General features: G+C 39.0%; 18 protein-coding genes. 3 read left to right on the top strand and 15 right to left on the bottom strand.

Going from position 1 to position 22,727, the window contains the following annotated elements; all coding sequences use genetic code 11:
- Window positions 1-48: 48 nt before the first annotated feature.
- From AC04Q1_RS22770 to AC04Q1_RS22790, 5 genes are all read right to left on the bottom strand, one after another.
- Window positions 49-1,746: a TonB-dependent receptor gene (locus tag AC04Q1_RS22770; protein ID WP_478366847.1), complete on the bottom strand. Its 1,698-nt coding sequence runs from the start codon at window positions 1,744-1,746 to the stop codon at window positions 49-51.
- Between the two features lie 4 nt (window positions 1,747-1,750).
- Window positions 1,751-4,774, bottom strand: a complete 3,024-nt coding sequence (locus tag AC04Q1_RS22775; protein WP_478366848.1) for a tetratricopeptide repeat protein — start codon at window positions 4,772-4,774, stop codon at window positions 1,751-1,753.
- A 407-nt stretch (window positions 4,775-5,181) separates the two neighbouring features.
- Entirely contained in the window at window positions 5,182-6,111 is a 930-nt protein-coding gene (locus AC04Q1_RS22780; protein ID WP_029279355.1) for an aspartate carbamoyltransferase catalytic subunit, read from the bottom strand.
- Between the two features lie 2 nt (window positions 6,112-6,113).
- Window positions 6,114-6,662 carry a bifunctional pyr operon transcriptional regulator/uracil phosphoribosyltransferase PyrR gene (gene pyrR / locus AC04Q1_RS22785; RefSeq protein WP_025144664.1) on the bottom strand — a complete coding sequence of 183 codons (549 nt, stop codon included), beginning with the start codon at window positions 6,660-6,662 and terminating at the stop codon, window positions 6,114-6,116.
- Window positions 6,663-6,943: 281 nt separating this feature from the next.
- Window positions 6,944-7,765, bottom strand: a complete 822-nt coding sequence (locus AC04Q1_RS22790; protein WP_478366849.1) for an aminotransferase class IV — start codon at window positions 7,763-7,765, stop codon at window positions 6,944-6,946.
- Window positions 7,766-7,895: 130 nt separating this feature from the next.
- Between AC04Q1_RS22790 and AC04Q1_RS22795 the strand changes: the two genes are divergently transcribed.
- On the top strand, window positions 7,896-8,294 hold the full coding sequence (locus tag AC04Q1_RS22795; protein ID WP_478366850.1) for a thiol-disulfide oxidoreductase DCC family protein: 399 nt from the start codon (window positions 7,896-7,898) through the stop codon (window positions 8,292-8,294).
- On the opposite strand, the gene AC04Q1_RS22800 is transcribed toward AC04Q1_RS22795, so the two are convergent.
- The 3 genes from AC04Q1_RS22800 to AC04Q1_RS22810 all read right to left on the bottom strand — a co-directional run bounded on the left by AC04Q1_RS22800 (window position 8,291) and on the right by AC04Q1_RS22810 (window position 10,675).
- The gene (locus tag AC04Q1_RS22800) at window positions 8,291-8,497 is read right to left on the bottom strand and encodes a hypothetical protein (protein ID WP_478366851.1); all 207 of its coding nucleotides are present in this window, start codon (window positions 8,495-8,497) and stop codon (window positions 8,291-8,293) included. The two genes, AC04Q1_RS22795 and AC04Q1_RS22800, sit on opposite strands and share 4 nt — an antisense overlap.
- 277 nt (window positions 8,498-8,774) lie before the next feature.
- Entirely contained in the window at window positions 8,775-9,149 is a 375-nt protein-coding gene (locus tag AC04Q1_RS22805) for a DUF779 domain-containing protein (RefSeq protein WP_478366852.1), read from the bottom strand.
- Between the two features lie 20 nt (window positions 9,150-9,169).
- A complete protein-coding gene (locus AC04Q1_RS22810; protein ID WP_478366853.1) occupies window positions 9,170-10,675 on the bottom strand; it encodes an aldehyde dehydrogenase family protein in 1,506 nt (501 codons plus the stop codon).
- 328 nt (window positions 10,676-11,003) lie between these two features.
- Here AC04Q1_RS22810 and AC04Q1_RS22815 point away from each other — a divergent pair, with 328 nt between their 5' ends.
- Window positions 11,004-11,930: an AraC family transcriptional regulator gene (locus tag AC04Q1_RS22815; RefSeq protein ID WP_478366854.1), complete on the top strand. Its 927-nt coding sequence runs from the start codon at window positions 11,004-11,006 to the stop codon at window positions 11,928-11,930.
- On the opposite strand, the gene AC04Q1_RS22820 is transcribed toward AC04Q1_RS22815, so the two are convergent.
- The 7 genes from AC04Q1_RS22820 to cmk all read right to left on the bottom strand — a co-directional run bounded on the left by AC04Q1_RS22820 (window position 11,927) and on the right by cmk (window position 22,061).
- On the bottom strand, window positions 11,927-13,591 hold the full coding sequence (locus AC04Q1_RS22820; protein ID WP_478366855.1) for a beta-N-acetylhexosaminidase: 1,665 nt from the start codon (window positions 13,589-13,591) through the stop codon (window positions 11,927-11,929). The two genes, AC04Q1_RS22815 and AC04Q1_RS22820, sit on opposite strands and share 4 nt — an antisense overlap.
- A gap of 404 nt (window positions 13,592-13,995) precedes the next feature.
- A complete protein-coding gene (gene rpsA / locus AC04Q1_RS22825; protein WP_131534443.1) occupies window positions 13,996-15,930 on the bottom strand; it encodes a 30S ribosomal protein S1 in 1,935 nt (644 codons plus the stop codon).
- A 602-nt stretch (window positions 15,931-16,532) separates the two neighbouring features.
- Window positions 16,533-17,522, bottom strand: coding sequence for an SH3 domain-containing protein (locus tag AC04Q1_RS22830; RefSeq protein WP_478366856.1), 990 nt, complete (start codon window positions 17,520-17,522; stop codon window positions 16,533-16,535).
- Between the two features lie 188 nt (window positions 17,523-17,710).
- Window positions 17,711-18,784, bottom strand: coding sequence for a hypothetical protein (locus tag AC04Q1_RS22835; RefSeq protein ID WP_478366857.1), 1,074 nt, complete (start codon window positions 18,782-18,784; stop codon window positions 17,711-17,713).
- A gap of 15 nt (window positions 18,785-18,799) precedes the next feature.
- A complete protein-coding gene (locus AC04Q1_RS22840; protein ID WP_478366858.1) occupies window positions 18,800-20,296 on the bottom strand; it encodes a TPM domain-containing protein in 1,497 nt (498 codons plus the stop codon).
- A 60-nt stretch (window positions 20,297-20,356) separates the two neighbouring features.
- A complete protein-coding gene (locus AC04Q1_RS22845; protein ID WP_478366859.1) occupies window positions 20,357-21,187 on the bottom strand; it encodes a 3-keto-disaccharide hydrolase in 831 nt (276 codons plus the stop codon).
- A 193-nt stretch (window positions 21,188-21,380) separates the two neighbouring features.
- Window positions 21,381-22,061, bottom strand: a complete 681-nt coding sequence (gene cmk / locus AC04Q1_RS22850) for a (d)CMP kinase (RefSeq protein ID WP_478366860.1) — start codon at window positions 22,059-22,061, stop codon at window positions 21,381-21,383.
- A gap of 127 nt (window positions 22,062-22,188) precedes the next feature.
- Here cmk and AC04Q1_RS22855 point away from each other — a divergent pair, with 127 nt between their 5' ends.
- Window positions 22,189-22,713 carry a ferritin gene (locus AC04Q1_RS22855; RefSeq protein WP_478366861.1) on the top strand — a complete coding sequence of 175 codons (525 nt, stop codon included), beginning with the start codon at window positions 22,189-22,191 and terminating at the stop codon, window positions 22,711-22,713.
- The last annotated feature ends 14 nt before the right edge of the window (window positions 22,714-22,727 follow it).

Below are 22,727 nucleotides of genomic sequence, written 5' to 3' on the forward strand. Positions count from 1 at the left end.
TTTACTGGAGGCTTTTTGTTTAAACAAAACTTCGGAAGCTTCTTCGTTTTAAAAAGAATAAGTCAAGCCTCCGAAAATATTAAATCCGTTTACCTGATAATACAGGTACCTGCTGTAATTGGTGTTTAAGATATTGTTTGCTTTAGCAAAAACAGAGAATTTTTTGTTGATCCTATAATCTGCACCAAGACCTAAATCAACATAGCCTTTAACCGTTTCAATCAGCTCTATATTGGTGTTCGGAATCACATATTGTGAAGCTGGAACAGGAGCGCCGGTATATACTTTTGCTTTTACATCATCCTGAATCACTACACCTGCATTAAAGCTTAATTTTTTATTGAAGGTATACATAAAGTTCGAGCTTACTTTTAAACCGGGTTTAAACCAAGAGTAGGTTTCAGAAGCCGGTTTCCAGTCATCAAGGTTTAATTTACCGGTCCATTTTAGAGCATCGCTCACCTGAACGGAAATTTCGCCTTCTAAACCTGTTAATTTCGTTTTACCGAAATCGTAAATCACATCAAACTTGTTGAAATCGGTAAAGTTGTTCACGAATAATGGCATATCATCAAACTGTTTTACATATACACGTGCTTTATAACCAAATCCCGGTCCACCGGTACCTTTAATACCTGCACTGAAACTTAATTTTTCTACCGTGTTTTTAACAAGGATATTGCTGTTTAACCATGGATTTTCATCCGTAAAGCCTTTTAAAGAGTTTCTGTTTACATCACCTTTAACTTCTCCGAAAACCTGTAAATAATCAGGGATCAGGGTAAAGTCGGCAGTAACGGCAGGGAATATTTTAGAGCTGCTGTACGCACCAAATTCCTGTACGAAGTTAATTCCCGCTGTAATTTTAGCGCCTTTCACCTGCAAGCGGATATACGGGTTTAAGCGCAACAGGTTATTGCCAACACTGGTTAAGGCATCTTTGGTATTGCCAAACTCAGTTGATGCGGCTAAACCCAGGTTTAACGAATTAATGCGTTTATTTACATAACCGTTTAAGCTCAGGTAGTTTTCTTTGGCGCTAAATTTATCGTTCCAGATGTAACCATTGGCTTTTAAAGCATAACTGAAAGCATCTTCATCTTCGGTAAAGTTTTTCACTAGTTCACCTTCCAGTTCGATGGTGGTTAAAGCTTGTTTATCAGGGTTGGTGTTAAATGCTGGCCGGGTATCGTCTATCCCATAAAAATAAGTACCGTTACGTTCAAAATTGATGCGGCCACTAACGGTGTTCTGGTCTAAAATGCTACGGCCGAAAACACTTAACTGTTGGTTGCTGCTGTTTTGTTTATTCAGCTTTCCTTCCTGACTAAAATGTTTAAAATATCCACCTACCTGCAGGCCTTCGTCCTTTCCGGTATTAAAATAAGCTTCGCCCAAAAGGGTAGCCAGCGAACCGAAGGCACCTTTTACATAATTGTTCACCAATATGCTTTCTTTTTCTTCGGCCAGGGCCTGTGCCTGTAATTTTTGGATATCACTGTTCAGTTCCAGTTTCCGATCTAAAATACTGTAGTTAAGCTTGGCTTTATAGGTTTTAACGTCATCCAGATTAGGACTTCTTCTGAGCTTTACAGCCTCAGCCAAAATTGGTTTGTAAGGGCGAACCACTTCAATCTCTTCGTTTACAACCCCTTTTTCATCAGTTTTTTTATCCTGCGCCTGAGCAGTCATTAATCCAGCAGCTAACAAAAACAGTGAACTATATATATATTTAATCGATTTCATAAGGCTACTTCTTCTGGTTTAGTTTTTCTAGTTTTTCTTTGGCTGTAGGGATGATATCATCCTTGCCTTCGTAATTATCAATTATACTGAGAAGTGTGCTTTTCGCCTGTAAATTGTCTTTCAGGGCCACATAGTTATCAGATAAAAGGATAAATGCTTTTGCTACCCAGTAATCGTAAGAAGCCATGTTGTTGATCAGATCGAAACAGGTTTTAGATGAAGTCTTGAAATCACCTTTGTTGTATTCCAATAAAGCCAGATTGTATTTAGCTTCTGCTGCTGCAATGGTTTTTGTTTTGGCCACTACGTTTTTAAATTCTTTTATAGCTGTAGTGGTGTCGCCTTTTAGCAGATAAGCCTTACCAGAGAATAAGCTCGAACTGTTTTTTTCTTCTTCTGAAGCTTTTTCTGATTCTTTGGTAAGCTGCGCATATTTAAGCATATCATCAGGCATGTTTAAAGCCGTGTAAGCCTTTAACAGGTTGTTGATGGCAAAACTATAGTGCGATTTGTAATCAGTGGTGGTTTCTAATCTTTTCAGGTAAACAATGGCCTCGTTGTATTTCTTCTGATTTAAAAACAATGTTGATATACTTACCAGTGAACGTTCGGTATAATCGCTTGTCCAGTCGTTTAAGATAAACTCGTAATCAGGAATGGCTTCATCCGGGCGGCCCAGTTTAACCAGCGATTCTGCCCTGATAAATTTAGCTTCCTTTTCGTGATTTGCTTTAGGGAATTTATCGAAATAAGCGTTTATGGCCTGGAATGCTCCGTTGGCATCACCTTTTAAATAGGTATTGTTTGCTGCGGCAAAAACGATATTGTCTTGCTCCGAACCAGAGTAATTGCCAAGTGGGGTAGTAGCGGCATAAGTGATAAAACCATTTGCATCTCCGCGGTCTACATAAATGTTCTTGATCGACTCCATGGCCTGTTTAGCTTCGTCGGCAGTAGGGTAATCGCGGATTACCTTTTTGAACGATTCTAAAGCCGCATCATCCTGGTCCTGGTTGTATTGAACCAGGCCGATGGTTACCAAAGCTTTTGCCACATAACTGCTGCGTGGATATTTGGCTACTAATGCCACAAGGTCTGATTTAGACTTATCAAAATCGCCTTTGTTAAAATAAGTATAGGCGGTTTCGAAACCCGCATCGTCAGCATAGTTCGAATTTGGAAAAGTATTCAGCAAGCTTTGCATGGTTGCAATTTTTGCATCGTACTGGGTTTCCAATCCCTGGATCATGCCTTTCTGGAAAGTGGCATAATCTTCTGAGGTCGTTTTGCGGCTGATGATCTTGTTATAATTCGCCATCGCATCACCATAGCTTTTATTTACAAAATACGAATCGGCTAAACGGATGGTGGCATCATCAATTGTTTTCTGGTCTTTATCATTGCCCGATAGGAATTTTTCAAAGTAAGTAGCTGATTTGCTGTATTTTTCATCTTCGAAAGCCGCATAGGCCAGTGCATAGTTGGCAAAATTGTAAACACCTGTTTTGTCGGCATCCGGCATTTTTAAAAATTGCTCAAAAGTGCTAACTGCTTCTCCGTACTTGCGCAGTTCGTACATCGATTCTGCTTTCCAGTAGGTATTTAAAGCATTGATCTCATTGTCTTCAGGAAACTTTTCAGAACGTAAGAACATCGACAATGCATTAGGGAATGCCCTTTCATTATAAAACTCCAGTCCGCGGAAATAGGTTACCTTTTGATAAGCTTCTTTGGCTTCGAGGTTTTTATCCGGAATAGGCTCCAGGATATCAACAGCTGCCTGATAATTTTTGGTAGTCAATAAAACTTCACCCAACAAAGTTTTGGCTTCGTTGATCTTACGCGATTTTGGGAAGGTTTTTAAGAAACCCTGCGTGGCTTCTAAAGCCTGCTGGTGAAATTCCAATTCGTAACTTAGTTTGGCATAATTTAACCAGGCTTCTTCCTGGATCCCTTTATCAAAGCTTAAACGCGAAGCCCTGAAAAAGGCACTTTGCGCTTTTTGTTTATTGCCCAACTGGATAAAGGATTTACCCAGGGTGTGCATACCATTTTGCAGGTATATATCGTCATTATTAAGTTTTTCTAAAACCGCAACAGATTCTTTGTATTTTTTATTCTGGAATAGAGAATAACCGTACTGGTAAATGAAAAGGTTGTTTTTGGTTTCGCTTTTGTCTTTTGCGTAATATTCAGCAAAATACTTTTCAGCGTTTTTGAATTCAGATTTTGCAAAATAGGATGCCGCAACCAGACTCAACATTTCTGGCTCGAACTGCTGTTTTGTTTTTTGAATAGAGGCCAAGGCATAGCTGATTACATCATCATAGCGCTCATCCAGATAATACATCGAAGTGATGTAATATGGATAGCTTGCCTCGTAAGTAGGAGAGCCCTTTAGCTTTTCGAAATTGGCCAATGCCGTTTTATACTCTTTGTTTAAATAGTTGATATAAGCAAAGTAGTAAGTGGCGCTTTCCTGAAAATCGCCTTCCTCTTTTTTAACTTTTTCGAATAAAGGTTCTGCCTTATCGTATTCTTTTAGTTCGAAATAGGCATATCCCTGTTTAAACTGATACTCGTTGCGCTGTTTACCAGAAAGTGTAGAAGGATCTGTTTTTTCGAACCACTCTAAAGCTTTTTTATAGTTTTTCTGGTTGAAATAAGTTTTTCCAACATAAAAATAAGCCAGTTTGGTATTCGGGTTTAACGGATAATCGCGGATAAATGCCTGGAACAAACTTTCGGCATCGGCATTGGTTAACTCTAGTGCACAAACAGCGGCATAGAATTTCGCATTCTCTTTTAGTAAAGATAGTTCGGCGTTGCTCTCCGTTTGGGTAGAAGGTTTATAACGTTGCAGCTCAACAAGTTTAAACTGTTGTGCAGCCGCAGTGTATTTCTCTTTGTCTAATAATTCTAAGCCCGTTTGATAGTTTTTGTTGAGGTTCTGCACTGCGCTAACCTGAGCGTAGGTGCTAAAACTTCCAGCTAAAAATAGCGGAATTAGTAAGTATTTTTTCTGCATTGGTTTCAAATATGGTTGGTACTAAATTATAAATAGTATCAAAGCTTATCAACAGAAGTAATTAACATCTGTTAATAACACAAATTAACGACAGGATTTTTGCTTTGGTATTCAGGGCTGAACGAATGTGGAAAAATGATGAGGTTCATTGGTCCATCAGTAATTGGTGGCCTGACCGCGTAATGTGAGATTGTTCTGCCTGGTTAACCGGTTAATTATTTAAATTGGTTAACTGTATTGTGGTTATGGTTAAATTGTTTGTGATTGTTAAATTGCCAGATGCCACTTTAAAATCTTGAAGTATATCAAGCCACCAACCAATTCAGCTGATTACTCTGGACTGCGGAGCACGACTATAAACTGAAGACTTCAGACTCCCAACTCCAATCTCCCCATTCCAAACTAACCTACCCCTGGCTTGCCAACAGATACAGCACGGCCATTCTTACAGCAACACCATTTTCTACCTGTTCTAAAATGATCGATTGTTTGCTGTCGGCCACATCACTGGTAATCTCCACGCCACGGTTAATCGGACCCGGGTGCATCACAATGATTTCTTTATCGAGGTTGTCTAAGATCTGTTTATTTAAGCCGTACATCATAGCATATTCCCTTAAAGATGGGAAGTATTTAATGTCCTGACGCTCCAGCTGGATACGCAGCATATTGGCAACGTCGCACCAGTTTAAGGCTTTAATAAGGTTATGTTCTACTTTTACACCCAGTTGATGGATGTGTTTTGGAATTAAGGTTGTAGGTCCGCAAACCATTACCTCTGCACCAAGGCGCTGTAAACAAAGAATGTTTGAGATGGCTACACGGGAGTGGAGGATATCACCCACAATCACCACTTTTTTGCCTGCAACATCACCCAGTTTCTGGCGGATCGAGAAAGCATCAAGCAAGGCTTGTGTAGGGTGTTCGTGCGCACCGTCGCCCGCATTTACAATCTGCGCTTTAACATGTTTACTTAAAAACTGACCAGCACCGGCGTAAGGGTGGCGCATTACCACCATATCCACTTTCATTGACAGAATATTGTTTACCGTATCAATCAGTGTTTCGCCTTTGCTCACCGATGACGATGAAGCGGCAAAGTTGACCACATCGGCTGAAAGCCTTTTTTCAGCAAGTTCGAATGAAAGTTTGGTCCGAGTAGAATTTTCGAAGAAGATATTGGCAATGGTAATATCACGCAGCGATGGCACCTTTTTAATCGGGCGGTTAATCACTTCCTTGAAATTATCTGCAGTTTCGAAAATCAATTCGATATCATTCCGGTTAATATCTTTAATGCCTAAAAGATGTCGGGTTGATAGTTTTTCTGCTGCCATTTTTATTTATTGTTTTCCGATATTAAAATCACTTTGTCTTCACTTCCTTCACTAGCCCAGGTCACTTTTACCTGTTGCGAGTTCAAGCTGTCTACCTGATGTCCAATGTAATCAGGTTCGATAGGTAAATGTCTGCTGAACCTGCGGTCTATTAAAACCAAAAGTTCCACTTTCTCCGGTCGGCCATATGCAAGTAAGGCATCTAGAGCTGCCCTGATGGTTCTGCCCGTCCAAAGTACATCATCAATCAAGATTACTTTTTTGCCTTCGATAATAAAATCGATCGAGTTGCTGCTGGCCGTAACCAATCCGTCTTTACGTCGAAAATCGTCCCTAAAAAAAGTAATATCCAGGTTTCCCTTTAAAATTTTCTTGTTTTTTAGAATCTGCTCGAGTTCCTGGTGGATACGGTCTGCCAAAAAAATACCCCTCGGCTGGATGCCAATTAAAACGGTATTCGCGAAATCGTCGTGGTTTTCAATTAATTGATGGCAAAGCCTCTTAATTGTAATCTGAATTTTTTGTCCGTCAAGAAGTGTTTTCTTTTGCATTGAAGAAGGATTGGGCAAATATATAAAAATGTTTTAAGGTTATAAAGTTGAATGTCGATTGTTTTAGGCTTTGATTGCTAAATTGTTCTCTTCCAATGTTTAAAAATAGATATAATTGTTTTATAATGATTTGAAAAGCAAGCTCGGTTTTTTATTTTAAAGTTAGTCCGGCTGTACACTGTAGTCCCGCTCATCCGATAGTTATCGGATCGGGAGCTGCCGTTTCCATCCGGTTTAGGTGGCTGGTTTTTGCAGCTATTAAAGGTTCAAAACCCACCGTGTCAGCTTTCCTGGTCCAATACTATTAGTTCCAGGATTTTATCGTTAATCAATTTGGTAACCGCATTCTTTCCATCGCCGATTAACTTCCCATCCACCTGATGAACAGGAAAGGCATTTTTGGTAGAGCTGCTGATAAAAGCTTCCTTGGCATGGTAAACTTCATCTAACGTAAAATCCCGCTCCATAAACGTGTAATTTGGGATATCGAGACTCAAAATTTTACTTCTTGTAATCCCTCTTAGAATTTCATCTTTTGCGGTGATAATTTCATTGTCGGTAATAATGAAGAAATTCGCCCTTGGGCATTCCCTAACCTTGCCATTGTTATGGTAAAGCAAATCATCGGCACCATTTTCCTTTACAAATTTCTGCAAGCGGATGGCCTGTAAATAATCGATTGTTTTTACCTGGGGAATCTGCCGCTGGTGGTTATAACTCACTAAGGCAAGTGCTTTGCTGGTTTCATTTTCGATAATATTCAAAGGTGTCTGAATAATAATCAGGTTTGGTTTTACCATGGTGTAACCGTCGTCCGAAAAACCGCCTGTCAGGATGATTTTGATACCTGAATTTGGGATATTGTTTTTATTGATCAGTTTAAGGATGGCCTCATGTAATTGTGCCCTGTTAAGTTCAACTTCCAGATGCATTTCTTTTGCAGAATTGTAGAAACGGTTGAAATAATCCTGTATAAAAATGGGTTTGTTGTTGATCGTTTTCAGAAAATCAAAAATCCCATAACCCCTTTGGATAGACAGGTCAGCTACCGAAATATGGGCATCTTCCTGTAAAAACAGCTCATTATTAATCGAAATATACATGCTTATTAAGCTTTATTAACCAAAAGCTAATGTACAGGATTATCTTTTTTATCGCCAGTAAAGCCATTAATAAATTGGAATAATACATAAAACTGATTTTTACTACTGCTATAATGGTTAACTTTATGCTATGTCTCAATCAGTAATTTTCTTCGACGGCGTTTGCAACTTATGTAATGCATCGGTGCAGTTTGTGATTGAGCACGATCAAAAAGACCAGTTCCATTTTACCGCCTTACAGGGAGCTTATGCCCAAGAAATCCTGCCCAAATTTGATGCTGACCCAAAGCAGTTAAATACGATTTTGTTGCTGGAAGACGGTAAGCTTTATACCAAATCATCTGCGGCATTAAAGATTGCTAAAAAACTCAGCGGATTACTGCCTTTGCTGTATGTTTTTTATATCGTTCCGAAATTTATCCGCGATTGGTTTTACGATCTAATTGCTAAAAACCGTTACCGATGGTGGGGAAAAGAGGAAAGTTGCTGGGTACCCACACCCGCGCTAAAAAGTAAGTTTTATCCTTAGTTTTGCTGATCATTTTTCTTCCTGCCCGGCGACCACAGCCATAGCGAAAGGATGATTAAAGGAATACTGATACTTAGCGCAATGACAATCATAATGGCTTTTTGTTTCACCATATCCGGCTCAGTAGAAGTAAATATGTATACCGTTTCTTTAATGGCAAATAAGGTAATGATGGTAGAAAGGACGGCAAATAGTTTACGCATGGTTTTGTTTTGAATGCAAAGATTGCATTTATTTTTAAAATTACGCATGTGTTCAGTGTAAGTTATTTTGAACTGGGCTGGATAAGGTTTAAGTTCCAATACATATCATTTATCAGTACCGTCATGCTGTCAACAAACTTCGGGATCAGCATCTTTAATGTTAAGAAAGACCCTAAAATAAATCCGATAGCTATCGGATCAAGGTGACGAACGAAAAACAAAAAAGGTCAGCTGGATTGCTCCAAACTGACCGCTGTTTAAACCAAATAAACAACAATTACTCTGCAATTTGTACAGGAGTTAAGTTCTTCAATTCTTCTTCAGTAAATAATCGGTAATGTATTTTGAATGTCTTTTGCATCGGAGTTTCCAATGAGAAGCCACCTACCCCAAACCCATCCAGTACATCTAATGTAAAGTGTGAGAATTTCCAGTATTCAAACAGATCTCTGTCTACCCAAAACGCGCAACCTTCTACTTCACCTAAACAAACATCATGCATGCGCAGGTAATAGCCTCCTTTTTCGAAACATTGTGGCTGTGTACCTTCGCAACAGCCGCCAGCCTGGTAAAACATCAGTTCCCCATGTTTTTCTTTAAGTACTGCAATTAGCTCTTTTGCTTTTTCTGTACTGTTTATTCGCTCGATCATGATCGTTTTTTTCAAACTTACTAAAAGAAGCCTAATTTGTTTTTATCGTAAGAAATCAGCATATTTTTAGTCTGGCGGTAATGGCCCAGCATCATTTTATGGTTTTCTCTACCCACACCCGATTGTTTGTAGCCACCAAAAGGCGCACCTGCTGGGTAAGCATGGTATTGGTTTACCCAAACACGGCCTGCCTGAATGGCACGTGGCACCTGATAAAGCTCGTGGGCATCGCGGGTCCATACCCCAGCACCTAATCCATACAAAGTATCATTTGCAATTTCAATGGCTTCTTCAACGGTTTTAAAGGTGGTAACTGCCAACACCGGACCAAAAATCTCTTCCTGGAAAATCCTCATTTTGTTGTGTCCTTTAAAAATAGTTGGTTTGATGTAGTAACCGCCGCCCAATTCGCCAGGTAGCTCATTTACCTCTCCACCGGTTAAAACTTCCGCACCTTCCTCTTTACCTAACTTTATGTATTGTGCGATTTTCTCAAACTGGATTTTAGAAGCTTGGGCACCCATCATCACTGTTCTATCCAGCGGACTGCCGATTTTTATCGCTTCAGTCCTTTCGATCACTTTGGCAATAAATTTTTCGTAAATATCTTCCTGGATCAATAAACGCGACGGGCAGGTACAGATTTCACCCTGGTTTAAGGCAAACATTACCGCGCCTTCAACAGCCTTATCCAAAAAGGCATCATCTTCGTCCATGACCGAGCTGAAGAAAACATTGGGCGATTTCCCACCAAGTTCTAATGTAACCGGAATTATATTTTCAGTGGCATATTGCATGACCAAACGTCCGGTAGGGGTAGAGCCTGTAAATGCGGCTTTCGATACTTTCGGATTGGTTACCAATGCACGACCCAGTTCTGCGCCAAATCCGTTTACTACATTTACCACTCCAGGAGGCAACAAATCGCCAATTAGTTCCATTAAAACCATGATCGAAATTGGGGTACTTTCTGCCGGTTTTAACACCACGCAGTTTCCGGCGGCGAGGGCAGGGGCCAGTTTCCAGATGCCCATTAATAGTGGGAAATTCCAGGGAATAATCTGCGCCACCACGCCAATGGGTTCGTGTACAATTAAAGAAACTGTGTTGTGATCGAGTTCTGATAATGAACCTTCTTCAGCACGGATTACCCCTGCGAAATACCTGAAATGATCTACGCCCAGAGGTAAATCAGCTGCCAGGGTTTCCCTAACGGCTTTTCCGTTATCAATAGTTTCTACAGTGGCAAGGTATTCTAAATTATCTTCCATCCGTTGCGCAATCTTGTTCAAGATGATGCTTCTCTCGGTAGAAGAGGTTTTACTCCAGGTTTTAAATGCCTCATGCGCGGCATCAACGGCTAGTGCTAAATCTTCTTTGGTGGAGTGGGCTGCTTTGGTAAAAACTTTACCATCAATCGGCGATATATTATCAAAGTAAGCGCCCTTAACCGGTGCTACAAATTTTCCCCCGATATAATTATCGTAATGGGATTTGAACGATGGTTTCTCAATTAAATTTTCCATAATTATTATTGATGATTAAATTTTAAAAGCCATCATGAGCTGAATGTGGTATAGGATTTTATGCCATTGCTCATTATGACTTTTGCGGTTTAAGATTTGGTTAATACAAACCTAATGGCAAAGCATATGGCACAGATAGTATAATCGCATCAATTGATAGCACTATTGTTTCACCTGATGTAAGCATATTGTGGTTCGGGTAATCTCTAAGATCAGTTGGTAGCGAACAATGCATTCCGTCCACATAATAGGTGCCGGAGATGATGATTTGATCAGCGAAATAATTATATTTGATCATATTAAATACGTCTAACCATATATCTTCGGTATGCAACATACATTGGATCAGGTAAAGCTCAGCGCTTCGGAAACGTTGCAAACGTTGGTAGAAAACAGGACATCGTATACCTTGCAGCGTTGTGAATTGAATGTTTTCGAAACTTATATTCAATCTTATAAGGTTCCGCTTACTTTTAAGGATTTTGTAATTACGAGCATGCTGAGGGGGAAAAAGGTAATGCATTTATTTGATAAGAAAGGATTTGATTATTTTCCCGGTCAAACCGTTATTGTTCCACCTTCGGTGAAGATGGAAATCGATTTTCCAGAAGCTACCGATCTCAATCCTACCCAATGTATTGCTTTGGCTATCGATCAGGAACAGATCAAAAAAACAATTGCCTATTTAAATGAATTTTTTCCAAAGGAGGGAAGCAACGAAAAATGGTTGTTAAATTACGACGAATACCATTTTTACAACAACGAAGAAATTGCCTACCTGATTAACAAAGTCATCCGCATCTGTTCCGAGCGGACAAGGGAAAAAGATGTACTGGCCGATTTAACGCTGAAAGAGCTGTTGGTGCGCATTATGCAAACCCAGAACCTTAAAACGATTAATGATGAAGGTTATAACATCAACCAAAATCCGTTGGCATTTGTATTGAACTATATCAAATCAAACCTGAATGAAAAAATCAGTATTAACAGTTTGAGCGATAAGGCCTGTATGAGCAAGGCAACATTTTACCGCTTGTTTAAACGCGAACTCGGCATCAGTCCGAACGATTTTATTTTAACCGAAAAAATTAACAAGGCCAAGCTTTTATTGGCGCAGCCCGGAACCAAGGTGGCCTCAATAAGTTATGAACTGGGTTTTAGCGATGCCAATTACTTTATCAGGGCCTTTAAAAAGATTGTGGGCATTACTCCCGGGGCATATCAGCTACAGGTGGCAAAGCAGCTGATCCATTAATTCTCCAGATACCGCTTAGCATAAGTAATACCCATTAAATCGTACCGTTTAAACTGCGTTTTTAGCCTTTTTTGAAAATCCGGATAATTGCGTTTTTCTTTCGGGCTCCATAAAATTTCGCTTAGCGCGTCTAATCTCGGGAAAAGCAGATATTGCACCTTAGCCGGATTGGTAATGTACTCACTCCACAAACAGCCTTGCCCGCCCCAAATGTATTTTGCCTGTTCGGCAGTTAATTCAGCAGGTACAGGTTCGTAGTTGTACACATCAATTAAGGGTGAAAATTTGTTGGCTGTTAAACTGTCTTCTTTTGCAAATTGGGCATGATTAAAGTACATTTTAATCTCTGGGGTCATGATGGCTTTATGTTGTTGTTTGGCGGCTTCTACACCTCCTTTTTCGCCCTGCCAGCTCATAACCACTGCATTTGGTGCCAAGCCACCCTGTAAAATCTCGTTCCAGCCAATAATGGTTTTGCCTTTGCTGTTTACAAATTTCTCCATCCTGCGGATAAAATAACTCTGCAGTTCACTTTCATTTTTTAAACCGTTATCTTTCATCACCTGTTGCGAAACTGACGATTGTTTCCACCACACTTTAGAAGCTTCATCGCCACCAATGTGGATATACGGTGATGGAAATAAATCCATCACTTCTGTTAGTACATTTTCGAGAAATTTAAAAGTGGTATCAGAAGCCTGAAGTACATTGTTGTATTTATTCATCATGCCCCAGGTTTGGGCAACTTCATATTTTTTATTGGGCTCGGTGCCCAATTCGGGATATGCCGCCAATAGGGCCATGCTGTGTGCAGGCATTTCTATTTCCGGGATGATGGTGATATACCGTTTAGCGGCATAATCAATTACATCCTTAATCTCCTCCTGGGTATAATATCCGCCATGTTTAATGCCGTCGGTTTTAATCACGGCATCTTTTGGTGTGATTTTTACTTCAGTGGGCAATACCTGGTATTTAATATTTTCATTTCCTTTTCCGGGCCACAGGCCAACAATACTTCCGTTGCGCCAGGCACCGATCTCTGTCAGTTTTGGATATTTTTTGATTTCAATCCGCCATCCATGGTCATCTGTTAAATGCCAGTGGAAATAATTCATTTTATGCAACGCCAAATAATCGATGTACTGTTTGATAAAAGCCACATCAAAAAAATGGCGACTTACATCGAGGTGCATGCCACGGTAATCGAAACGAGGGTGATCGGCTATTACAACTGAAGGAATGGCAATCTTCTGGCTTTCCACAACTGGCAGTAGTTGTATAAGCGACTGAATACCGTAAAATACCCCTGCTTGCGATGTGCCCGCGATAGTAATATTTTGATCTCCTGCTGCAAAGGTATAAGCATCATTAAATTCGTTTATCCTTGTATCTGATATCAGTTTTATAGAGTTTTTGTCAGGGGTAACTTTAGTAATATTCAGTTTTAATTGATAGTATTTTTGAAGATAACCATTAAGAAAATCAGCTGAAGGGTTTAGTGTAGAGTCGACAACCACAATCTGAGTATTTGCATCGATTATAAAAGGTTTCTGTGTTTTTTTTATGTCCAGGTAAGCTGGCTGCGGTATAATGTTGATTTCCTGCGCCGAAAGTTTCAAGGAAACGATAGTTAGAAACAAAAAGATAATTTTTCTCATGTTGAATAGGATAGGGTTACGCTTTTCAAAAGTAGTAATAATAGGCTTATGAAAGGAAAAGGTTTGGTAGGACGAACTACATATGTTACATAAACCCGATAGGATGGATGCCGTTTTTTACGGCAGGAAGTATAGCGGGACAGGAGTTACCGATGAGCAGTTGTTTTCGTTTTCAAATATTGAACCATACAAGACATTTAAAAAAATATAAGCTCATGTTGCAAATTTCTTCAATGTTCTTACATTTCTTATATGGTGAATGAAAATGAGATTGCTTCGCCGGCTGAAAAGCCTTTTCGCAATGACGATCCATCAAAGAAATCCGTGTGTCTGTGGCAAAAAACTCACAAAAAAAAATCCCGATAACTTTCGCTATCGGGATGAATATAATCAGTTAAAAAGAACTAGCCTTTTTTAGCTTTGCTTTCTTCGCCTTCTAATTGCGATTTCAATTGAGCCAATACGTCTAAGTCTCCTAAAGTAGATTTCTCTACAGAATCTTTAACTTTTTTAACCGCAGTTACAGCAGCTTTAGCTTCTTTTTTCTTAGTTGCGCGTTCTTCTGCAACAGCTTCAGCTTTAACCTCTTCCCAGATACGGGCGTGAGATACTACGATGCGTTTTGCTTCTTTGTTGAATTCAATGATTTTGAAGTCATTGGTTTCTTCAGCTTTAACTGAAGTACCATCTTCTTTAACCATGTGTTTAGTTGGTACGAAACCTTCTACACCATATGGTAAAGCAATAACAGCACCTTTGTCAGTTACTTTAACAACTGTTCCCTGGTGAACCGAATCTAAAGTGAAGATTGTTTCGAAAGTATCCCAAGGGTTTTCTTCCAATTGTTTGTGACCTAAGCTTAATTTACGGTTATCAACATCAAGTTCTAAAACAACAACGTCTAATACATCACCTACTTTAGTGAATTCGTTAGGGTGGTTTACTTTTTTAGACCATGAAAGATCAGAGATGTGGATTAAACCATCAATACCTTCTTCGATCTCAACAAACACACCAAAGTTAGTCATGTTTTTAACAGTAGCTGTGTGCTTGCTTCCAACCGGGAATTTAGCAGCAACTTCTTGCCATGGATCGTTAGATAATTGTTTAATACCTAAGCTCATTTTGCGCTCGTCTCTGTCTAAAGTTAAAACTTCAGCTTCGATCTCATCACCAACTTTTAAGAATTCTTGTGGATTTCTTAAGTTTTGCGACCAGCTCATTTCAGAAACGTGGATTAAACCTTCAACACCTGGGATGATTTCTAAGAAAGCACCGTAATCTGCAACAGTTACGATTTTTCCTTTTACTTTAGAACCAACCTGGATGTCGGTGCTTAAGTTCTCCCAAGGGTGTGGAGTTAATTGTTTTAAACCTAAAGCGATACGTTTTTTCTCATCATCGAAATCTAAAACAACCACGTTGATTTTTTCATCTAATGACAATACTTCTTTTGGATGCTCTATGCGGCCCCAAGAAATATCAGTAATGTGAAGTAAACCGTCAACACCACCTAAATCGATGAACACACCGAAATCAGTAATGTTTTTAACAGTACCTTCCAATACCTGACCTTTTTCTAATTTAGAAACGATCTCTACTTTTTGGCTTTCTAAATCGTCTTCGATTAACACTTTATGAGAAACAACTACGTTTTTAAACTCATGGTTAATTTTAACAACTTTAAATTCCATTGTTTTACCCACGTATACATCGTAATCGCGGATTGGTTTAATATCAATTTGAGATCCTGGTAAGAAAGCTTCAACGCCCATGATATCAACGATTAAACCACCTTTAGTACGGCTCTTAACGAAACCGTTGATGATTCTATCATTTTCAAGAGCCTCGTTAATCGCTTCCCATGATCTTTGGGTTTTTGCTCTTTTGCGAGAAAGGATCAATTGACCGTTAGCATCTTCTGGTGCTTCAACGAAAACGTCAACTGAATCGCCGATTTTTAGATCTGGTGTATCACGGAATTCTGAAGTAGAAACTAAACCGTCTGATTTAAAACCTACGTTTAATACTACGTCTTTGTTGTTGATTGAAACAACAATACCGCTGATGATCTCACCTTTAGTGATCTGGTTGAATGTTCCGGCATACATATCTTCAAACTTTTTACGGTCTGCGTCATTGTAATTACCGAAAACTTTTTCATCTGCATCCCAGTCGAAATCTTCGGTTGGTGTAGCTAATGATGATTTGATCGATTCGATCGAAACTGAATCAGCTTCTGATTCAATAGTTTCTTTTTCAGTTAGGCGTCCGCCTTCTCCCTGAAGTTCAGCTGTTTTAGCTGCTAATTCTTTTTCTGCTACTTGTTTTTTAGCCATTAATTAATTATCTCCTTTTTTCCCTATTTAGGGACTGCAAAGGTAAAAATTTTTTAATTAATAGAAAAGATTTTTTTAATAAATGTTGCTGATTTTTAGGATATTAAGAATCGATTGGGCAGCCAATCCTTATTTTAATAGAAATCCTTACGATTTAACCAGATCGTCATGCTGAATTTATTTCAGCATCTATTTTAATATGCGAAGAGTTTATTGCTTAATTATTTGAAAATGAGCGTGCAGTAGTGCTTCTGAAACAGCAGTCCCGCTATCGCCTATAGTCCTCTCCCGATAAATCGGGATCCGGGCTATTTGGCTCTATCGGGTTTAAAACCGATGGCCTGTGCACAAAATTCCACTAAACGTTCCTACAGAACGAAACGCCAGTAATAAATTATTGGCTACACACGAATCGTCCCGCTGGGCAATGTCATTAAGTTAGGGATAAAAAAACATTACCATCCTGAGCCTGTAGAAGGACAATCTCATATCTTTCTTTCATAAGGATTCTGAAACGGGTTCAGAATAACGAATAAAATAAAGCGCATTGTCATGCCGGTCCGATAGCTATCGGATTATTCAGCATCTAAAATTAGGAATGGCTATTTCTTCGTAAAAGTTCCTCTTGTAAAACCCTCGCCAATTAATGTTTGATCGTCCCGGATCAATAGCATAATCGTATTTTGCTGATCGTACAATTTGATCATGTCGCCTTCGATTACATATTTTGAAGTAAAAATAGAATCGGTATAGGCATCAGTAACAGTTACCGAATCTTTCGATTTAAAGGTAAAGGTTTTGTATTGGATATCTTCATTGCTGGCAAAAGTGCCTGTAACCACTTTAGCCTGTATAAAAGTAATGTAGCAGAAATATCCGATTACAAGAATTACAATAACCGAAAAGCCAATCAGGAATTTATTGCCACTGGCATATTTGATTGAAAAGTATAAAATGGTTATCAATATTAAACCCACTACAGCAAAAAAGATAATATTTGTATAATCTTTATTTTCCTGTGGTACAGATGCCGAAATTGGTGTTTTTTCAACTGCAGCTTTCACAGGAGAAATCCGCACTAAAAATTCTTTGCTTACCCATCCTTCACCATTGGTCACCTTGATTTTAAAGAAGCTTGTATTTGAGGAGTCGATCACGGCAACATTTTCACCTTTTGGTAAGTGTCCAACGATTTTACTTTTCGGATCAGCTTTTTCCCTAACCCTCAAATCATCTGCAGTGGTACGGTACATATCGTTGCCCGTTACTGCCTGGGGCGTAGTGCTTTGCTGCGCAGCATTTGGCTGAGGTGCTTGTGGCGTAGATGGTTTAGCTGCCGGAGCAATTTTTTCAACGAAATCTTTACTCACCCAGCCTTCGCCGTTTTTTAATTTAATCTTATAAAATTTAGCATCGCCCGCATCTAAAACCGTCAGGTTTTCATTTTTAGAAATCGATCCGATTACCTTACTTTTCGAATCCTTAGTTGCCCTGACACGCAATTTGTCAGCTTTAACGCGGTATATATCCTGTGCATTAACGGTTGATGAAAATATAAAGAGGGCAAAAAATAGGAATAGGATTCTGATCATGTTGTTTTTTTATAGATGCTTTAACAGAGCGTTAATTGCAGTAAAAGCATCGGTTTTAAGATGCCTAGCGAGCCATTATTATGCCAAAAATAGAAATTCTTTTACGAATGGCTACAGAAAGATTTAAAAGAGTTTTTCACAAAACTTTATCCTAACAAAAAATCAGGCTTAAGAACAGTCGGACAGGATTATTTTCTTTTAACTACATATAGCCCGTTTCCGCCACGATCGCCAACATTTGTTCCGTAGGAAAGGATAATAAAGGCAACATCTGATTTATCTTCAAACGCTTGCGGTACTTTATACAGATCTAAATTGACTTCTGGCTCGGTAAAAAAGCCTACATCTTTGAGCGCAATTTTCTTAAAGCGGATCATTTCTGTTTTATGTTTTAGCGTTAAATAGGCATCTCCGCCCCAGGTTTGTGGCAAGCCAGTGTATGGTGCGCGGCCTTGCAGGTTTTCTTTTTTGAAATATTTTAAAATAACTGGGTTCTTTGGATCTGTCCAGTTGTAAAGACGGCCCTCAGCCTGATTGCGGTTTTTATAGCTCAATAAGGGGTATTTTCCGTTGATGCTGCTTTTTAAAGGGATAAACCTATTTCCTTTAACCGGATAACCTCTGAAATCCAGATCATTTTCCGAAGCCATGTCCTGGTAAATGCGTTCATCATTCTTGTGGGTATTCATGGCTGTCCATCCCTTTGTGGTTTTGAAGTAAAAGGTTAAATAATCCCAATCTTTTGAAGCCTTGTAGGTTACTGCTTGCGCATTTTTGTAATTCGTTTCAAAAGTTTCCTCCCAGCCTTTATCATCCAATTTAAAATCCTCATTTAAAAAAGCGATAAAGGGTTTTCTTTGCCTATTGTCGGAAGTAGACCAATCGATAAAATAGTCTGAGCCAAATACAACACCTTCATTATGAAAAGTGTGAATGGCACTGGTGTCGTTAACCAATGAATCGATTAGTTTTCCACTGACATCAAATTTATGGTATACTTCAAAAGCCTGGTTTACATGTGCCGTAGTGATGATAAAACCACCAGTTTCGGTATCATAATCAATATTTGCGGGGTCATAGAAAAGATATTCCACTTCAAAATGTTCCGATTGTGCACCATTGTTTAAATAGGGATATTGTTTAAATTCACGGGGAAACAGGATATTGCTCCATGCGATATTGATGGCTGTAAATTTAACCAGGTAAATTACAATCAGAAGGGATAATATGGCCAGTACGATCAAAATATTTTTTTTGGTCATGTAATTTAGATTGATTTACCAGCTTCCACCAGTACCACCCCCACTGCTGCTGCCGCCACCCCAGCTACTGCCCGATGACGATGAAGAACTGCTGCCGCCGGATGAAGAAGATGATGAACTGGATCTGGTTAGCATGGCAAGTGTAATCCATTTGATGAATTCTGTTTTTTTGCAAAAACTACATTCATTGATCAGTTTAGCCTGCCCGTCATGGCTGTAAGTTGCTGCCCTTGTGGTTACGCTTTTATTCAGCTTATAGGTTCTAAAATTACATTCCGGACATTCTGTATAACTATTATATTCCTCCGCAGGCCAGGCCTTAATGATGTGTTCTTTATGATCGGCACTTTCCCAGATATCATAATCGTAAGCCAAAACAACTTCTTCTTTACGTTGGCCTGGTGTTAAAAAAGGCTCGCCTTCGATATTGATATCACGATCTACTCTGATCATTGGGTTGTTTTTACTATCCAGAATTGGTTTAAAACGATCGATGGTTTTAACACGCTTGATCAAATGGATTATAATGGCAATTAAAATGATCGGAGAAAAGAGCACTAACCACCAGTTTTTCTTGTGGAAGGCTACAACCGAATCGAAAAAATTTTTATCGTCCTGGTGCGCCTTACGTAAGGCCGAAATATAAAAAAGATACCTGAAGAAAAGTCCTATAGCTAAAACAGTGAAAAGAATATAGGGCACATGTACCATCCTGATGTTTTTGAAAAAATCAAAAGCCCCTGTAAAAACAAATACGAAGATAGAAGCGAATGCAATAAAGAAAATCACCCCGCAACCTTTAGCGATGTTTGTATCATAGCTGTTTTCCTTATCAAAGCCTTTTAAATTTAAGCCATTTTTAGCCTGTCGGTTTACGATTTTGAACACACCCCAAAAAGCCAATAGGATTATTCCTGTAGGTAACCAGAAATTTTCTAAACTGCTGTTGCTTTCGCGTTGCGTAAAAAATTGATTCAGTTCTGATTTGTGTTCAGGATTTAAAATAATTACTCCAATCGCTTCAATGGTATTGGTAATACCCGTACTAAAATCGTTTTGCCTGAATGCAGGGAGGAGATTTTGTTCGGCAATATGTTTAAGCTTTACGTCTGGCAATACCCCTTCAATTCCGGTTCCGGTAATAAAACGGTATTTTCGACGGTCTTTTGAAATAAACAACAGTAAACCATTATTGCTGGTTTTAGATCCGATTCCCCAGGTATTGAACAGCTCGTACGCAAAATCGAAGTCTTCTTTATCATGGTCGAAGTCATTCACCACCACCACTGCCACCTGAACATTGGTTTCGCGTTCAAACTCGGTGATGGTGCCATTTAAAGTTGAAACCGCACCATCACCTAATATATGATCAGGATCACTTACATAACCGCCACCATTTTTTTTAGGGTCTGGAATGTCTTTAACCTTGTAAGCCGTTTGTCCAAAGGCAAAATTGGCAATGAAAAGAAAGAGGAATAGGGCAATGGATTTAAATAAATGAGTGTTGAGCATCGTAAAAATTTAGCTGTAGGTTTTTTACCTCATCATCTAACAATTGAGTAGCAGTTTAGTTTACTCTTTTAATATTTTAGCCAAAACTTTGTCCAGTTTAGTTTTATCTTTCATATAGGCTTCTAAATCGTAGAGTTGTACCGTTTTAAATTCTATCGGATGACTTTCGCTCTGCAAAGAAATATAACCTGAGGTTAAGGGTTTGCCATCTATCTTTACTTTTGGATCGAAATTGGAAACGCTGCCCCCGCCAATTTGAGGTTTGGTATATTCAAGCACCACTTCGCCAGCAATAATGTGTTTTACAACCGAATCGCCCAATACTAAAAATTCTGCCGTTACCCATTGGTCGCCGGCATAAGTTTTTGATTTGGAATCTAAACAGTGTGGCGTAAATAATTTGCCGTTGTAGTTGATTAAGGTACCCGGTGTACATACATTACTGGTATGGCGTTCGTGCTCCCCGTCGCCACCTAAGATTTGTCCTTCAATTGAAATTGGGAAATCCTGGTCTTTTAACATCGTAGCAGGATCCTGACAATGAAGCATGGCACCACTGTTTCTGGTAGCCCAGCCCTCACCACCTTTAGCCTGATCGCCAACAAAACGGTAGGTTACTTTTAAAAGATAGGCCGAAAAAGGTTTTTTGTAGAAAATATGTCCGTATTGCTGGTCAAATTCTTTGTATCCATCATAACTTACTTTCATTACACCGTTTTCTACGCGGAAAGTATTGGCATAATTCTCTTTGTAATCATGTTTTGCAATTTTGATATTCCAATCTTTCAGATCTTTGCCGTTAAAAAGATTGATCCAGCCTTTTTGGGCATTGGCATTTAGGATTACGAGCGATAAAAATAATACGGTAAGGTAAATTGATTTTAATTTCATGGTTAACATTTGGGTTAGGTGCTAAAAGTATGAAATTTTTTTCTCTCAGAAAACAGTTAGTCTGGAGTTGATCAGTTTGGGGTTGATCGTTTGGAGTGACAAACCAATTAACCAATTACCAGTTTCAGTTGGTGGTTTACAATTAACCGATTAACCATCTTGCTAATGGTTATTGAACCAATGAACTAAAGGACTAATGAACTAAAAACGGTTGCACCCGCTCCAATGCAAAAGCCAGTTGTTCTTCCTGGGTAAGATCTGTATTGTCTAAAATAACCGCATCATCAGCTCTGACCAATGGACTTTCTTTTCTGGTGGTGTCGGCATAATCGCGGTGTGCCAGGTTTTCGAAAACCTCTTCCAAAGTGGTTTCGTTGTTGCCTTTGCTTTCCAGTTCCTTAAATCTGCGTTCGGCCCTGATTTTAGGGTCGGCAGTCATAAAGAATTTCACAGGTGCATCAGGGAAAACGGTAGTTCCGATATCACGGCCATCCATTACGATATTTTTTGATTTGCCCATGCGCTGTTGCTGTTTCACCATTTCATGGCGTACGATTTTATGTGCAGAAACCGCACTTACGTTTTCGGAAACCGGCATTAAACGGATTTCATCAGAAACTTCTTCGCCGTTAAGGGTAATGTGCGATTCGTAATCGCGCGAATGAAAATTTAATTCGATGTGCTGTAAGGCATCAACAACTTTAGCATCATCAGAAATATCGATGTTATTTCTTAAAAAATATAAAGTAACGGCGCGGTACATTGCTCCGCTATCTACATAAATGAAACCTAATTTTTTAGCCAATGCCTTTGCTAATGTACTCTTTCCGCAAGATGAATAGCCATCTATTGCGATTACCAGGTTTTTCTTCATCGTTTTGCAAAGGTAAAAAATAGAAACAGAATGCTGAATTTTTTAGAGGTATAAAGATAGATTCTAAACAAGTTTATGCTAAAACATTGATTTGATGGATGTGTTTAATATAAAAATAAATACTGTTATGTTACTATCTGAAAGAATGTTGTCGGCGCTGAATAACCAGGTAAAGCTGGAAGCCGAATCATCACAAGTTTATCTGGGCATTGCCTCCTGGTTAGAAACCCAGCCTGGTTTGGAAGGTTATACAGAATTTTTCTACCGCCAGAGTGACGAAGAACGGCACCACATGCTTAAGTTGATCCATTATATTAACGATCGCGACGGACATGCCATAATAACCGCCTTAGATATGCCAAAAAATTCTTTTTCTCAGGTAATAGAGGTATTCCAGGATTTTTTGGATAATGAGTTATTGGTGTCTAAGAGTATTAACGATCTGGTAGAGCTTTCATTGAATGAAAAAGATTACCTCACATTTAAATTTTTACAGTGGTATTTAGATGAGCAGCTGGAGGAAGAAAAAATGGCAAAAACCATGTTGGAAAAACTTCAATTGGTTGGTAGCGATAGGGGAGGTATCTATCAGTTGGATAAAGATATTGTGGGTTTACGTAGCAAGGTGAGCGAAACCAAAGAAGGGGAATAAGCTTTTATTATTTT

Source organism: Pedobacter humicola, from assembly GCF_056490705.1.

Bases quoted from the DNA above. Each gene is read 5' to 3' on its own strand.
- AC04Q1_RS22770 (WP_478366847.1), bottom strand. From the start codon at position 1,746: ATGAAATCGATTAAATATATATATAGTTCACTGTTTTTGTTAGCTGCT.
- AC04Q1_RS22775 (WP_478366848.1), bottom strand. From the start codon at position 4,774: ATGCAGAAAAAATACTTACTAATTCCGCTATTTTTAGCTGGAAGTTTT.
- AC04Q1_RS22780 (WP_029279355.1), bottom strand. From the start codon at position 6,111: ATGGCAGCAGAAAAACTATCAACCCGACATCTTTTAGGCATTAAAGAT.
- pyrR (WP_025144664.1), bottom strand. From the start codon at position 6,662: ATGCAAAAGAAAACACTTCTTGACGGACAAAAAATTCAGATTACAATT.
- AC04Q1_RS22790 (WP_478366849.1), bottom strand. From the start codon at position 7,765: ATGTATATTTCGATTAATAATGAGCTGTTTTTACAGGAAGATGCCCAT.
- AC04Q1_RS22795 (WP_478366850.1), top strand. From the start codon at position 7,896: ATGTCTCAATCAGTAATTTTCTTCGACGGCGTTTGCAACTTATGTAAT.
- AC04Q1_RS22800 (WP_478366851.1), bottom strand. From the start codon at position 8,497: ATGCGTAAACTATTTGCCGTCCTTTCTACCATCATTACCTTATTTGCC.
- AC04Q1_RS22805 (WP_478366852.1), bottom strand. From the start codon at position 9,149: ATGATCGAGCGAATAAACAGTACAGAAAAAGCAAAAGAGCTAATTGCA.
- AC04Q1_RS22810 (WP_478366853.1), bottom strand. From the start codon at position 10,675: ATGGAAAATTTAATTGAGAAACCATCGTTCAAATCCCATTACGATAAT.
- AC04Q1_RS22815 (WP_478366854.1), top strand. From the start codon at position 11,004: ATGCAACATACATTGGATCAGGTAAAGCTCAGCGCTTCGGAAACGTTG.
- AC04Q1_RS22820 (WP_478366855.1), bottom strand. From the start codon at position 13,591: ATGAGAAAAATTATCTTTTTGTTTCTAACTATCGTTTCCTTGAAACTT.
- rpsA (WP_131534443.1), bottom strand. From the start codon at position 15,930: ATGGCTAAAAAACAAGTAGCAGAAAAAGAATTAGCAGCTAAAACAGCT.
- AC04Q1_RS22830 (WP_478366856.1), bottom strand. From the start codon at position 17,522: ATGATCAGAATCCTATTCCTATTTTTTGCCCTCTTTATATTTTCATCA.
- AC04Q1_RS22835 (WP_478366857.1), bottom strand. From the start codon at position 18,784: ATGACCAAAAAAAATATTTTGATCGTACTGGCCATATTATCCCTTCTG.
- AC04Q1_RS22840 (WP_478366858.1), bottom strand. From the start codon at position 20,296: ATGCTCAACACTCATTTATTTAAATCCATTGCCCTATTCCTCTTTCTT.
- AC04Q1_RS22845 (WP_478366859.1), bottom strand. From the start codon at position 21,187: ATGAAATTAAAATCAATTTACCTTACCGTATTATTTTTATCGCTCGTA.
- cmk (WP_478366860.1), bottom strand. From the start codon at position 22,061: ATGAAGAAAAACCTGGTAATCGCAATAGATGGCTATTCATCTTGCGGA.
- AC04Q1_RS22855 (WP_478366861.1), top strand. From the start codon at position 22,189: ATGTTACTATCTGAAAGAATGTTGTCGGCGCTGAATAACCAGGTAAAG.